The sequence below is a fragment of the Mesorhizobium sp. C120A genome (genome assembly GCF_030323105.1).
Lineage (GTDB): Bacteria > Pseudomonadota > Alphaproteobacteria > Rhizobiales > Rhizobiaceae > Mesorhizobium.
In genome coordinates, this window is sequence record NZ_CP100476.1 from 5,995,490 (window position 1) to 6,010,352 (window position 14,863).

Genomic DNA, 14,863 nt, shown 5'->3' on the forward strand with positions numbered 1-14,863 from the left:
TGAGTCGGACAACCAGCACTCGCATGAATCTACTGCGCCCCCTTGGTTCTCACCTCCATGATCCGAAAGCCAAAGATTCCAGCGGCCGCTGCATCTGCAGCGATGAGGATTTCATTGCCGCCTACAGGCTGAAACACGGCTGTGCCGTTGGACAGCTGAGCAACGGGTCCGCCTAAGAAATATCTGAAGTCTTCGTTACCGCGGACGGCGAGCTGTCAAGCGCTCACCGATGTTTTCGACCACGATCGAGTGCCTGATGAGAGTGCGGGCGGATACTATGACACGCTCGGCCCGCTGCTTGCCAATGTCAGGCCCAGAACCCACGACAGAGATCCTTGAGCGACGGCTCGCCGTTTAACGTTTTTTGTACTGTTATCTACGTTCGACCATATTCGTCGTCGAAGCGAACGATATCATCCTCGGCGAGATAATCGCCGCTCTGCACTTCAATGATAACCAAGTCAATTCTGCCTGGGTTCTCGAGCCGATGCTTATGGCCGCAGGGGATGTAAGTAGATTCGTTTGTCCCCAGGAACAACTCCTGCTCGCCATTGACGATTTTGGCGGAGCCGCTGACCACGACCCAGTGCTCCGAACGATGATAGTGCATCTGCAGGCTCAACTGGCGACCGGGCTTCACCTCGATGCGTTTGATCTTGAAGCGCTCGCCTTCCTCCAGAACCGTATAGGTACCCCAGGGCCGGTGTACCGTGCTATGGACCAGATGAGCTTCATGTCCCGAAGCCTTGAGGCCCTCGAAGAGCTTCTTAACGTCCTGAACGCGGTCGCGGGATGTGACAAGCAAAGCGTCCGGAGAATCCACGATCACCAGATCGCTTACGCCCACCGTGCCGATGACGCGCTTGTCGGAGCTCACATAGGTGCCGGTCGTGTCGACCATATGCACATCGCCGCGTATCCTGTTCCCGCTTTCGTCGGGGGCGATCAAATCGGCCATTGCGTTCCAGGATCCGATGTCGTTCCAATCCATGTCGCAGGGAACCACGGCAAGTCTGTTAGTCTTCTCCATGACAGCGTGGTCGAGCGAGATTCGCGGCGCGGAACCGAAATGCTCAGGCGCGAGTTCGATTTTGGCAAAGCCTTGGCATTGACTGGCGCGGCCGTTCTCGTAGCTGTCGGCGACGGCCTGGAGCACCTCGGGACAATGCAAAACCATCTCGTCGAGCATGGTTTGCGCACTGAAGCAGAAGATGCCGGCGTTCCAGAAGAAGCATTTGGACGCGACATAGGCTTTGGCTGTCTCCAGATCCGGTTTTTCAACGAAACGGACGACGTTCTCACCATCTGCTTCGATGTAGCCGAATGCGGTTTCCGGTCTGGTTGGGGTGATGCCCAATGTGGCGATCCGCCCGAGCTTCGCATGTTCCATGGCCAGGCCCATGACGTCTAGAAACGCAGGCAGGTTGCTAATCAGGTGATCGGCCGGGAAGACGCACAGGATCGCGTCAGGGCCTTGCGTTGCCCTCGCATGGATCGCGGCTGCAGCCACGGCGGCGGCCGTATCCCGAGCTTCGGGCTCGAGCAGAAAGGTGCGTGGCAGGACCACGGAATCCAGTTCGTCAAATTCGTCCTTGGTCAGGAAGAGGTGGTCCCCGGATGTCACAGCGACGAGTTCCACGACACCTTCTATCGAAGCGGCGCGCAGCACAGTGTGCTGAATGAGAGAATATCCATCCGCTACTTTGAGGAAAGGTTTGGGGTGCGATTGCCTTGAGGCGGGCCATAGCCGCGATCCGGCTCCGCCGCTGATGATCACGGGAATGACTTTCATAACCAACCTCAATCTCGTCTCTGGAGTGATCGCCCGCGTTCTTTCGAGCGTCAGCGTCACGATCGCCGTCGCTCTGGCTTGTCTGCGGCCCCCGCGTAACAGCGAAGTTCTGGCGCGTTGCGGGCGGCGTCAGATGACGACGCTATCGGTAATGTACGACGCCTCCACTGGCGTCGGTGAGAAATGCGCATTCAACTATGCCTGTTGGTTGCGTCTGCCGAATTGCGCAGGTGGCGGGTCATAACTGAGATCAGAGACTTGGCTGTCTTCTATCAAAGTCAAACGACTTGGCTCTTTCAGATCGAATTCAATTACCCGTGGTGCGAAAAGGCGTGCATATCGTGTAAAGGCGCTCGTCGGGGGAAACCGAATTACGGTATCGCAGCGCCCGAGAAGATACATCTCAACGAGGGCGGAAATTCCGCCGTCAATCCCGAGTGCTGCAGTGTGTAAGGGGCCAGCTTGATTGGGTCCGAAGTGCTTCGGGACAGTGAGCAGATCGGGAAACCTGGCCGACAGAAGATCCAGTATCCGCGCGCTGTCCGTGCATAAGAACAGCCGCACAGGCCTAGGGTGCGGTAACGCCTTAGCCTTGTCAATTGCAGCGCACACTTGCCGAACGGCGAGCTCCGGATCGGCCCAGTAGGGCGCATGCTCCATGATGTCTTCACCGTTACCGTGCCGAACATGAATCCCGATGATGCTGTGCCCCTCAAAACGTTCCTGATAAATGGCATCTATGCGGGCTTGAATTTCTGGCCGAGGCTGGACACTCTGGAACACCTGCCGCTCTGCATCCTCATCGCACCGCCACATCAGACAAGCGTCACACACTACTGTGTTCGCTTCGACATCGTGTTCGGCCTGAAAGAGCTCGCCCAACTCATCGCGCTCTTGGAAAATCTGCTCATCTGGCCGGTAAAGGCACTCGATCGCCGGCCTGTTCCACCACTCCGGGAAGAATGGACCAGGGAAGGAAACGTCGTTGATCCGGTCGTCGGAAATAGCCGGCACGCCAGCGATGTCATTGATCGGCTGGAAGAACACCGGAAACGCATTTGTGAAGGGTTGGTCGAGGTAGCAGGCCCCCCGCCAGTCGATGACTAGAGTTCGTCCCGACCGCTGCGCGTAGCGCCAAGCGGCCGCCAATGACCACAGACAATCACCGAACCCCGTACGCCTCCGAGAGACGACGAACCGGCGCTTTTCCAATCCACTAACATGCATTTTCGGAAATCTCGTTCAGAGAGGAGGTTGCCCGGTTTGGTATCCTTAGTCGACACGTAGACCCTGACGCCGGGCGCTTGGCAGAGGCCGGGCCATAGGGCAGAAGAGCTCACTCAGCACTGCCCACTAATCCCGTGACGCTCGCACAGCTTGAAGCCGATGCCCTCGCTTCCGGTTCCGCCTTCTCTACTGGGCCTCCGCGGCATATGTAAAATCTATTGAGTGGATGCCGGCCATCCATGTGTTGGATGCCATGATGAAGGGGCTCGGCTGACGCGGGCCCGGCCAATAGAGCCGAAACAGCCGGGAAACGCTGCGACACTGCCTGCCGGAGCAAATCGTTCCGTCGACGCCATACGCCAAGGGTTCAAGGCTGCATACAGCAACCGGTACCGGGCGAGATGAGGTCGACAGCTCGACGCGCCTGGAACCAGCTGATCGACAGAATCTGCAGTCTGCTCCCAAAGTTCTGCACGACCTGTGCCGGATGCTGTGGTGAGGGCTCGCGGCCACGAACGTCGTCCTCGCCCCGAACGGAAGCTCGCGCCTACGACTCCGGGCCGGCGATGCGCCCCCGCTGCTCGGTCGGACCATCCATTCTGTGGATGCACTTTATCCAAACAATCGATTTCACTGATCCAAACAATTCCCATTAGAAGACGCTGAAGCAAGAAAGAAAGGCGTCCTCACTCGCTGATGGATGAGCAAATCAGCTGCAAGGTGCTGGGAGTACATGTCGCTCACGGCGTGAGCTGAGCGGCACTCAGACCGCATGTACGAAGCCGACAGGTTAGCGGCGCAACTCTATTTTGCTGTGACTCCGAGCAAGAGGTGTGCTCGGCTGGCGGACTGTCAATGACGAGCTTCGCGCCGCATCTGTCGAAGTGCTCCATAGCGCACGGGGCTGGCCGCACATTCTGTCGGCCTGGCGAGCCGGAGCCGAAACTTTAAACTTTAATAGGGCAGGAATAGAATGGGTGATAGCAGGAAAGTTGCTCTTATTACGGGCATAACTGGACAGGATGGTGCCTATCTTGCCCGTCTTCTTCTCAAAAAAGGCTACATCGTTCATGGGATTAAGCGACGTTCCTCTTCCTTCAACACGGGTCGTATCGAAGACCTCTACCAAGACCCGCACGAATCCGATCCGCGCCTGATCTTGCATTACGGTGACCTCACTGATTCGACTAACCTCATCCGCGTGGTTCAGGAATCTCAGCCAGACGAAATTTACAACTTGGCTGCTCAGAGCCATGTGCAGGTGTCGTTCGAAACACCTGAGTACACAGCAAACGCGGACGGTATCGGTACATTGCGACTTCTTGAGGCGATTCGCCTCCTCGGTCTGACGGACAAGACCCGCTTCTATCAAGCCTCGACTTCGGAGCTATACGGCCTCGTGCAGTCCGTACCGCAGAACGAAACGACGCCCTTTTATCCGCGCAGCCCTTACGCCGCCGCCAAGCTCTACGCCTACTGGATGGTCGTCAATTATCGCGAGGGCTATGGTATGCACGCTTCCAACGGCATTCTTTTTAATCACGAAAGCCCCCTTCGTGGCGAAACTTTTGTGACGCGCAAGATCAGCCGCGCTGCCGCTGCTATCTACCTGGGCAAGCAGGACAAGCTTTATCTTGGCAATCTCGATGCTCAACGCGATTGGGGCCATGCGCGTGAGTACGTGCGAGGTATGTGGATGATGATACAGCAGGATCAACCGGATGATTACGTGCTGGCTACGGGCAAAACGACTCCTGTCCGCCAATTCGTCGAGTGGGCTTTCGAAGATATCGGCGTCGAGATCGAATGGCGTGGCAAGGGTGTCGGCGAAAAGGGCTATGATGTAGCGAGCGGCAGATGCCTAGTCCAAGTGGACCCACGCTACTTCCGCCCCACGGAAGTCGATCTTCTCCTGGGTGACGCTACCAAGGCGAAGGAGAAGCTCGGCTGGGTGCATGAGACATCCGTGCGCGAGCTTGCTGCGGAAATGGTACGCGAAGACCTGAAGGTCATGCAGACATCTGTAGTCATGAAGGAAGCGTAATGTATGATCTGAACGGAAAAACCGTGTGGGTCGCTGGCCACAAAGGTATGGTGGGCAGCGCTGTTGTACGCCGACTCGCGTCTGAAGACTGCAAAGTTGTGGCCGCCCCTCGGGGAGAGCTAGACCTCAAGCGACAGACCGAAGTTGAAAACTTCGTGGCAGTGATGAAACCGGACGCTATCATTATGGCGGCGGCAAAGGTAGGTGGTATTCTCGCGAACGCCACCTATCCGGTCGACTTTCTTTACGACAATCTGATGATCGAGGCCAATATCTTCGCGGCAGCCCACGAAAACAATGTCGACCGCGTCCTCTTCCTCGGCTCGTCTTGCATCTATCCGAAGATGGCACCACAGCCCATTCCTGAAAGCGCGCTTTTGACCGGGCCACTAGAGCGCACCAACGAATGCTACGCCGTCGCCAAGATCACCGGCATCAAAATGGCTCAAGCCTATCGCCAGCAATACGGCCGCGACTACATCTCCGCTATGCCGACGAATCTCTACGGGCCAGGCGACAATTATGACTTGCAGTCAAGCCACGTCATCCCAGCGCTGATCCGGAAAGCGCATGAAGCTAAGCTCATAAGTGATAAGCAAATCACCATCTGGGGCACGGGCACACCACGTCGGGAATTCATGCACGTCGACGACTGCGCCGACGCATTAGTCTTCCTTCTGAAGAACTACTCTGACCATGATCACGTCAATCTCGGCTGCGGACAGGACATCACGATCCTAGAGCTGACTAGAATGATCTGCCGTGTAGTCGGATTTACCGGGGAGATCGCGCATGATCACTCTAGACCTGACGGTACACCGCGAAAGCTGATGAGCGTCGACAAGCTGCGCACTTTGGGATGGGCAGCAAAGATCACTCTCATGGAAGGCATCGAGAGTGTCTATCATGCATTTCTAAACGGGAGCTACACCGAACGGCGATAGATAAGAGGATTTGCTGCGTCTCAGGCCTGTACGCGCTTTCGGGACCCAGAGCTAATGTAGACTGAGACAATCACTCGATGGCGATAGCGCTCATGTGAGCCAGCCGCGAGGAGCCCCGCCGGACCCGGACCCCATCCGCTCCAACCTCGTCGCCGTGAAGGTCACGGTGCGCTGCCCACGCCGACGCCGACTGCGTCAATCCTCACAAGGGTAACCGTCGATAACCGAACGCGTCTACGGTAACCGAATGTACTTCTTGTTCTCGTCCGAGGGATCTGTCGATGGGCATTCCGGACGAGCCAAAGTTTGAGCATGTTACCTTCAAAACCCGGTTAGCAACGTCGGATTTGGTATGAAATTCGGAACAAGTGGATTACGGGGCCTGGCGACAGAATTGGCAGGAGCCGCCTCTGCCCTATATGCAACGGCATTCGCGACATTCCTGCTGGAATCCGGCCTGGCCAGAATTGGCGACGAGATACTCATAGGGCGCGACTTTCGCGCCTCGAGTCCGGCCATCGCCGCCGTCTGTGCGGCGGCACTGTCCGCGCTCGGCTTCATCGTAGTCGATTGCGGCGCAGTCCCCACCCCTGCCCTGGCACTGTATGCTCAGGCGCGTAAGAGTGGTTGTTTGATGATCACAGGCTCGCACATTCCGGCCGACCGTAATGGAATAAAATTCTATCGACCCGACGGTGAGATCGACAAGGGTGATGAGCGGGAGATAACGCGCATCGCCTTGCAGTTGGAGAAGCGCGGATACGTCCTTGAAGGTGCTGTTGCACGTCGGCAGCACCGGGAGGCCGAATGCAAGGCCTTTTTCATGGCGCGCAATCGAAAGCTTATGGAGATTAATGCTCTAAAGGGCTTAACGGTGGGCGTATATCAGCACAGCACAGTCGCGCGCGATCTCTTAGTTGACATTCTCTCATATCACTGTGCGACGGTCGTAACCCTGGGACGTTCGGAAGGTTTCATTCCTGTCGACACTGAAGCGGTCTCTGACGAGACTGCTCAACAGTTCAAGCTCTGGGCCAAAGAGCATCGGCTTGATGCGGTCGTCTCGGCAGATGGCGATGGTGACCGCCCACTGGTAGCTGACGACCACGGAGACCCCCTTCGCGGTGATTTGTTAGGCCTGATTACGGCGAACTTCCTGCAAGCGAAGGCAGTCGTCACGCCGGTCACATCAAACTCTGGTATCGAGACCGCAGGTTCTTTTAAAGTCGTGCGTACCAAGGTTGGATCGCCATTTGTTATTGCTGCCATGCTCGATTTGGTTGCGTCGGGTCACGAGCGCGTGGTTGGTTTCGAAGCAAACGGTGGTTTGTTGACCGGCACGGACTTTGACCCGAACGGAACTAAACTGACAGCGCTACCTACACGCGACAGTTTTCTCCCCATCCTTGCGGCACTTTCCCTTGTTAGTACAAGTGGGCAGCCACTGTCGGAGATTGGCAGTTCCTTTCAATTGCCGGCAGCGGCGGCGGATCGCTTGGAAAAGTTTTCCGTCGAAAGCAGCACTCGCCTCATGACATACCTTCGTACAGCGGAAACTAACATCGCCGCCTTCGTCGGGTCGATAGGAGTGGTAAGCAAGGTTAGCGATGTTGACGGACTTCGTATCACTCTCGCGGATAAGCGTGTCTTGCATTTGCGTCCATCCGGAAATGCCCCGGAAATGCGGTGCTACGTCGAAGCCGAAAATCGGGAGGACGCGGAGCTTTTGCTCCGGACTGGATTGGATCGAATTCGTAATTGGACGCAAGGCTAAATAAAAGCCGCCTCCCTGCGTATTCCAGGTGACCCTGGGGGTCGCACAAGCTACTCAAGCGCGATCAGAACGTCCACAGTGTCCCGGCCCTGTCCGCTTTGAAGCAAACCGGAACGCCCGTGGAAACAGCCGATCCGTACCAGCCACGGAGCATCCGGTAGCTCATGGTCAAGGCAGCGCCTTCCGGTAGCGAACAGCCGGTCCCGCACTCACCGCCTGTGCCGCATGTACGATGGCGTTGGTGTCCAGGCCGTGGTGACGGTATAGGTCCGCAATAGTCCCCGTCTGGCCGAACTGCTCGACCCCGAGCGCCTTCACGCGATGCCCGTTAACCCCACCGAGCCACGCGAGCGTCGCCGGGTGGCCGTCGATCACGGTGACGATGCCGCAGTCACGCGATAGCGGCGCGAGCAGCCGCTCGATATGACTCAGGGCGCCAATCGCGCCACGCTGCCGGGCACGTTCCGCCGCCTGCCAGCCCGCATTAAGCCGGTCCGCGGAGGTGATCGCGAGCAGCCCGACATCGCGCCGGTCCTCCGCCAGAAGACCCGTCGCGGCAATCGCCTCCGGCGCGACGACGCCTTGATAAGCAATGACGACACTCGCGTTGGGCCCAGGCGGACGCAGCCAATAGGCGCCATTGACGATGTCCCGCGCGAGCGCCGGGTTCATGTCGCGCGGCGGCTGCTCGAGCGGCCGGGTTGACAGGCGAAGATAGACCGATCCTCCGGTCTGATCACGCAGCCACGTCGTCTCATCCGGATCCCCCTCGCCATTACGTTGCATGTAATCGAAGGCAAAGCGCATGATCACGGACAGTTCGTCGACGAAGGCCGGTTCGAAGGCGCAAAGCCCATCCTGCGCCATGCCGATCAATGGGGTGCCGATCGACTGGTGTGCTCCGCCCTCGGGCGCTAGCGTCACGCCCGAGGGCGTTGCGACCAGCATGAAGCGCGCATCCTGATAGCAGGCGTAGTTTAGCTGGTCGGCCGATCGGTAGATGAAGGGATCATAGACTGTCCCGATCGGCAGCAGGCGCACGCCATTGATCGAGTGCGAGAGACCGAGCGCCCCGAGCATGATCATCAGGTTCGACTCGGCGATCCCGAGCTCGAGGTGCTGCCCCTTCGGCCCAAATTCCCAGGTAAAGGTCGACGGAATGCGTTCGGCCTTGAAGGTGTCCGCCATGGTCTCCCGGGCGAAAAGGCCGCGCCGGTTGACCCAGCCACCGAGATTGGTCGAGACCGTCACATCGGGCGAGGTGGTGACAATGCGATCGGCAAGCAGACTGCGCTCGCGTGCGATGTCGTTCAGGATCTGTCCGAACCCCATCTGGGTCGAGAGCGGCTTGCCGGGCTGCCCCGGTGACGGAAGGGTTTCAGGCACCGGCACCGACGGCGCAGACAGCCTCCTACGCCCCTCACTGAAGAACGGCGCCTTTGCGAAGAAGGCGTCAAGTTCCGCTTCCGGCAAGGTGGCGGCCGCCCATTTGTCCCACTCCTCACCCCGCTTTACGCCCATTTGCAGGCGGTAGTCTTCCATCTGCGTGGGCGTCATCTGCCCCGCGTGGTTGTCCTTGTGTCCGGCAAGCGGCAGACCGTAGCCCTTGATGGTGTAACAGATGAAGCAGACGGGACGGTCATGCCTGGACGCCGCCTCGAAGGCTTCGAGGAGGCTCGGCATGTCATGCCCGCCAAGGTTCGTCATCAACGCCTGCAACTCGTCGTCGGAGCGGCGTTCGATCAGAGTGGTGACCGGCCCTTGGTCTCCGATCTCGTCGAGCAGCCGCTTGCGCCAGGCAGCACCCCCTTGGAAGGTCAGCGCCGAATAGAGCTGGTTCGGACAGCGCTCTATCCACTCGAGCAGCTTCTCGCCCCCCGGCTCGGCAAAGGCAGCCTCTTGCAGAGCCCCGTGGCGCAGGACCATCACGTCCCAGCCGAAGTTGCGAAAAATCTGCTCGAACCGCTGCCAGAGGCCCTCCCGGATCACGGCGTCGAGCGACTGGCGATTGTAGTCGACCACCCACCAGCAGTTCCTGAGCCCGTGCTTCCAGCCTTCGATCAGGGCCTCGTAGATGTTGCCCTCATCCATCTCGGCGTCGCCGATCAGGCTGACCATTCGGCCCTCGGCACGCTCCTTCATCCAGCCGTGACCCGAGACGTAGTCCTGCACCAGCGACGAGAACAGCGTCTGAGCAACGCCGAGACCCACCGACCCGGTCGAGAAGTCGACATCGTCGACATCCTTCGTCCGCGAAGGGTAGCTCTGCGCGCCCTTGTAGCCGCGGAAGTTCATGAGCTTTTCGTGCGTCTGGTTGCCCGCCAGATACTGAAGTGCATGGAAGATCGGCGCCGCATGGGGTTTGACCGCCACTCGATCCTGCGGGCGCAGGACCGAACCGTAGAGCGCGGTCATGATGGTACTCAGCGACGCGGACGAGGCCTGATGCCCCCCGACCTTGATCTCATCGCCCTCGCGGACGTGGTTGGCGTGGTGGATCGTCCAGGCTGCGAGCCAGGAGACGCAGCGCTCGATCTCGTGCAGATATTCCAGTTTCCTCGTCATTCAGTTTCCCGCAAATCAGCTGCCGGTCTCACAGGACCCCCGCCCAAATGGTCAAAGATCGAGTTTCAACACACCTGTCGCGCGCGACACACAGGGGATGAAGCGGTGGTCGCGTGCCTCTTTGGACAGGACGGCATCCCGATGGATCGGCTGTCCCGCCAGCATTGCGCATTCGCAGGTCCCGCACACCCCGTTCTCACACGAGGCCATCAACGGCACACCGGCCGCACGCAAGGCGGCCAGTGCCGTGGTCTCAGCCGAAACCTCAATCACCCTGCCCGCACGGAGTTCTATGACGAATGGTTTCGGTGGCGCGCCATCAAACTCGGGAGGCTGGAAAGTTTCGAAATGAACCGTGCCCTCGGGCCAGGGTTCAGCCGCCCGCCCCACGGCGGCCATGAATCCGGGCGGCCCGCAATAGTAAACCTGAGCCTCGGCCGAACGGTTCGCCAGCAGCGCGGCGATGTCCTGGCGGGTCGCCGGCTCGTCGTCGAAATGGATCCGCACATTGCCGCCAGGAAGATCGCTCCCGATCGCCGCCAAGAGTGGGGTGAGCGCCCGGCTGCGGGTGAAATAGTGCAACTCGAAGGGCTTGGCCTGCCGGGTGAGCGCGCGCGCCATGGCCAGAATCGGGGTGATCCCGATTCCCCCTGCCAGCAGCAAAGTCGGCCCCTCGCCTGGCTTGAGCGCAAAATGGTTGCGTGGCGCGGAGACAGGCAGTGTGGAACCGACGGCAATGGTTTCGTGGATCCACGCCGAGCCGCCACGGCCGTCATTCTCGCGCTTCACCGCGATGGTGTAGCGGCCAAGCTCGGTCGGGTCGCCGCAAAGTGAATACTGACGCACCTTCCCTTCAGGCAGATGGACGTCGACGTGAGAACCCGCTTCGAACGCCGGCAGCACAGGTTTGCGTGGGTGTTTCAGGTCGATGACCAGCACCTCGCCCGGCTCCTTGCGGGCGGCGGTCACGGTCAGCTTCATGATGATGCGCGGCGAGGCCATGGCGTTTCACTCGTCGATGGGCAAGATCAGATCACCGGGGCGGATCACGCCCCCGACCTCGATTGTGCAGTTCAGGCCGGAGCGGTTCAGAAGCCCCTCGTAGAGACCCGGAAGCCCGAGCAACTCCTCGATATACTTGCACGGCACATTCATCCGGGCGGCCCTGAGAATCGTTTCCCCGACCCGGAAGCGTTTGCCGACAAGATGGCTAAGCGGAACGCCTCGTGTCGTCAGATTGCGCCGGTGATCTTCGGGTCCGAGCTTGGCCTTGAAGCCCGGAATCCTGGGCTCGCCCTTCGCGATGGCGTCCAGAACTTCAGCTTCGATCAATGTCACCTCCCGAACGTCGGGACGCGCCGAATAGGTCCCCGTCCCCAGGTAGTAGCGGTCTCCGACAATGCCTTGGCCGGCAATAAGCTGCGCCTGCGCCAGCTCCTCCATTTCATAGGAGGCGGCAGGCGCGATATGGACGTGAAGCAGCTTTCCTCGCCAGGTCATCATCGCTCTCGGAAATTCGTCTCGTGGAAACCTGCTGCAAAACTGGCCTGATCAACAGCGCCAGTTGCATGGCATTTTCCCGGTCCAGTTGGCTGTTTGGAAAGAAATACGGCGGGCCCTCGGACCGTTTTCAGCGCCAGCTTTCGGCGTCGCCCCGTCTCAGTTGTTCCGCGCCGGCATCGCGTCTTGCACCTGCTTGACAACCTCTCGCAGGACCTCAACGCCCTTCCCGATCTGCCGAATGCTCAAGGCGGCATAGCCCATGACAAGTCCGACGCGATCGGTGCGGCCTTGGTCCGATGGCCGTTCGTAGAGCGGCGAGATCAGGTGTAGCCCCAGGCCAGCGTCGCGGGCGGATTCGACCAAGGCCGTTTCCCGCGATCGTGGCAGGTCATTGAACCAAACCGCGACGTGCAGTCCCGCATCTGCTCCCTGGACAGTGATGCGATCCCCGAAGCTGTGCTGCAAGGCACCCAACAACGTTTCCCGACGCTCGCCGTTCAGCCTGCGCACACGGCGCACATGGCTTTCGTAGCCGCCGCTCTCGATCAACGATGCCAGCGCTTCCTGTTCAGCGACCGGCGAATGCCGGTCTGCGAATTGTTTGGCGGTTGCGAAGACCTCCTGCAATTCGGGCGGGACGACGAGGTAGCCGATGCGCAGCATCGGCGAGAGCGTTTTGGAGATCGTGCCGAGGTAGATGACAGCCCCGTGGTCCTCGAGACTGTGCAGCGGAGGGACCGGATTGATGTCGTAGCGATATTCGCTGTCGTAGTCGTCCTCGATCACATAGGCGTTGTTGTGCCGCGCCCATTTCAGAAGCTGATGGCGGCGCGCGATCGGCATGACGCCGCCAAGCGGAAACTGATGCGATGGCGTCACATACGCCAGTCGTGCTCCGATCCCCGCCAGCAACTCGGTCCTCATCCCGTCTTCGTCCACGATGACCGGGATGGGTGAGGCACCCGTACTGGCAAAGACCTGACGCGCCATCCTGTAGCACGGATCCTCGATGACGAAACGGTCGGCGGGATCGAGAAGCAGGCGCGCGCACAGATCAAGGCCCTGCTGCGAACCGTTCACAACTATGATCTGGTCGAGGTCGCAGCTCAGGGTCCGGGCGCGCCAGAGATAGCCCTGAAGCGCCTGGCGAAGCCGGCGCGAGCCGCGAGGATCGTCATAGGCAAGACGCAGCGGGCGCTGCCCCATCGCCTCGTTCATCGCGCGTTTCCAGACCAATGAAGGGAAATCCGACGGCGCGAGGTCGCCATAGCGGAACTCGACCTTCAGCCCAGTCGGCAGATAATCTGGCCAGGGTGACGTCGCGCGCAGCCGCTCGCCATATGCGGACAGGTGGATCGGGCCGACCCGTTGCGCGTGAGTGCGCCCCGTCCCATGGCCCATCAACGAAGACGCAACGCGAGGTCGTGCGCCTTGACGGACTTCGATGAAACCCTCCGCAGCCAGTTGCTCATAGGCGACCGTCACCGTGGTTCGCGAAACGCCGAGGTCATTTGCCAGGGCCCGGGAGGATGGCAACTGACTGCCGGTTTCGTAGACGCCGCCGAGGATTTGCTCGCGAAGGGCTTCGTATATCTGGCGTGCACCCATCGCGTGCGAGCGCGCTGCAGACCCGGCACTTGAAGACTGGACCATCTCTTTCATCGCCAACTGGATATTTCACATTGGCCAGGTTGCCGTCAATCTTTCGGAACCCCAAGAGAGATCGCAGAGGCCGAATGACCAGCTCCCATCAATCCGAAACCGATGCTCCCACGGGGTCGCTCAACCGCACCAGCCCCGGATTTGCCACCCGGGCGATCCATCATGGCTACGATCCGGCCGGCTTTTCCAATGCCGTCCAGCCGCCAGTGTTCCTGACGTCAACCTATGGGTTCGAAAGCGTGGCAGCAAACGATGCCGCCGCCGCCCTTGGTGGACGGCTCTATGCGCGCGAATACAATCCCACGACCGAGATCCTCGAGCAGCGGCTCGCGAATCTGGAAGGAGCCGAGGCGGGGCTGGTTGTTGCCTCGGGGATGGCGGCCTTCGGCACTCTGATCCTGTCGCTCCTGTCCCAGGGCGATGAACTCATCGTCCACAAGACGCTTTATGCGAACACGCTTGCCATGGTCGAACAGGCGGTCCCCCGCTTCGGCATCAAGGTCGTCGCGGTCGATCTGTCAGATCCCCAAAATCTCGATGCCGCGATCACCGAGCGGACGCGGCTGGTTTTCTTCGAGACGCCGGTGAATCCGCTGAGCCGCATCGTCGATATCTCTGCCATTGCCAAGCGCGCCCACGCGCGCGGTGTGAAGGTTGCCGTGGACAGCACCTTCGCCTCGCCCGCGCTCCAGCGACCGCTTGAGCACGGGGCGGACATCGTGCTCCATTCGCTGACCAAGTACATCAATGGTCATGGCGATGCGCTTGGCGGGGCGCTTCTCGGCGACGCCCAAACGCTCCGTACGCTGCATGAAACGGGCCTGCGCTACATCACCGGCGCAGCGCTCTCGCCCATGTCAGCTTTCCTGATCCTGCGCGGTCTGAAGACGCTGACGCTGCGTATGGAACGGCACAGCGCCACGGCCCTTGCGGTGGCTCGGGCGCTGGAAGCGCACCCGGCGGTGGCATTTGTGAGTTATCCGTTCCTCGACTCGCACCCTGATCAGGTGACGGCGCGAAAACAGATGTCCAACGGATCGGGCATGTTGGCCTTTGGCCTCCACGCTGGATACGAAGGAGCGCGCCGGATGATGGACCGGCTCAACCTGATCATTCGCGCCGTCAGCCTCGGCGATGCCGACAGCCTCATCTATCATCCAGCAAGCCTCACCCGTGCTCGGCAGCCGATCCGCAAGGATGCCCATTTGGCCGATGGAGTCGGCGAGGATCTCATGCGTCTCTCGGTGGGGCTTGAAGACGCTGATGACCTGATCGCCGATCTGCGGCGGGCTTTGGACGTCTTGTAATGACCTGGCGTGCGGCCATCTCTGCGCTCACACATAGATCTGGAG

Annotated in this window: 10 protein-coding genes; 4 read left to right on the forward strand and 6 right to left on the reverse strand. The window is 59.9% G+C overall.

Annotation, left to right across the window (positions count from 1 at the left end; all coding sequences use genetic code 11):
- Nucleotides 1–376: 376 nt before the first annotated feature.
- Both NL532_RS29220 and NL532_RS29225 read right to left on the reverse strand, forming a co-directional pair.
- Nucleotides 377–1,792: a mannose-1-phosphate guanylyltransferase/mannose-6-phosphate isomerase gene (locus tag NL532_RS29220; protein WP_023776443.1), complete on the reverse strand. Its 1,416-nt coding sequence runs from the start codon at nt 1,790–1,792 to the stop codon at nt 377–379.
- A gap of 195 nt (nt 1,793–1,987) precedes the next feature.
- Nucleotides 1,988–3,019: a nodulation protein NodZ gene (locus NL532_RS29225; RefSeq protein WP_023735778.1), complete on the reverse strand. Its 1,032-nt coding sequence runs from the start codon at nt 3,017–3,019 to the stop codon at nt 1,988–1,990.
- 973 nt (nt 3,020–3,992) lie between these two features.
- Between NL532_RS29225 and gmd the strand changes: the two genes are divergently transcribed.
- From gmd to NL532_RS29240, 3 genes are all read left to right on the forward strand, one after another.
- Nucleotides 3,993–5,063, forward strand: coding sequence for a GDP-mannose 4,6-dehydratase (gmd, locus tag NL532_RS29230; RefSeq protein ID WP_023692482.1), 1,071 nt, complete (start codon nt 3,993–3,995; stop codon nt 5,061–5,063).
- Nucleotides 5,063–6,007: a GDP-L-fucose synthase gene (fcl, locus tag NL532_RS29235; RefSeq protein ID WP_023689384.1), complete on the forward strand. Its 945-nt coding sequence runs from the start codon at nt 5,063–5,065 to the stop codon at nt 6,005–6,007. Before gmd ends, fcl begins: the two co-directional genes overlap by 1 nt.
- A gap of 352 nt (nt 6,008–6,359) precedes the next feature.
- On the forward strand, nt 6,360–7,781 hold the full coding sequence (locus NL532_RS29240; protein WP_023829615.1) for a phosphomannomutase: 1,422 nt from the start codon (nt 6,360–6,362) through the stop codon (nt 7,779–7,781).
- A gap of 168 nt (nt 7,782–7,949) precedes the next feature.
- On the opposite strand, the gene NL532_RS29245 is transcribed toward NL532_RS29240, so the two are convergent.
- From NL532_RS29245 to pdxR, 4 genes are all read right to left on the reverse strand, one after another.
- The gene (locus tag NL532_RS29245; protein ID WP_023735780.1) at nt 7,950–10,346 is read right to left on the reverse strand and encodes a transketolase; all 2,397 of its coding nucleotides are present in this window, start codon (nt 10,344–10,346) and stop codon (nt 7,950–7,952) included.
- A 51-nt stretch (nt 10,347–10,397) separates the two neighbouring features.
- Complete coding sequence (locus tag NL532_RS29250) at nt 10,398–11,348, reverse strand: PDR/VanB family oxidoreductase (protein ID WP_023829616.1); 951 nt, start codon at nt 11,346–11,348, stop codon at nt 10,398–10,400.
- A gap of 6 nt (nt 11,349–11,354) precedes the next feature.
- Nucleotides 11,355–11,846 carry an MOSC domain-containing protein gene (locus tag NL532_RS29255; RefSeq protein WP_023735782.1) on the reverse strand — a complete coding sequence of 164 codons (492 nt, stop codon included), beginning with the start codon at nt 11,844–11,846 and terminating at the stop codon, nt 11,355–11,357.
- Between the two features lie 159 nt (nt 11,847–12,005).
- Entirely contained in the window at nt 12,006–13,502 is a 1,497-nt protein-coding gene (gene pdxR, locus NL532_RS29260) for a MocR-like pyridoxine biosynthesis transcription factor PdxR (RefSeq protein ID WP_023735783.1), read from the reverse strand.
- An 83-nt stretch (nt 13,503–13,585) separates the two neighbouring features.
- On the opposite strand from pdxR, the gene NL532_RS29265 reads away from it, so the two are divergent.
- A complete protein-coding gene (locus tag NL532_RS29265; RefSeq protein WP_023672390.1) occupies nt 13,586–14,818 on the forward strand; it encodes a trans-sulfuration enzyme family protein in 1,233 nt (410 codons plus the stop codon).
- The last annotated feature ends 45 nt before the right edge of the window (nt 14,819–14,863 follow it).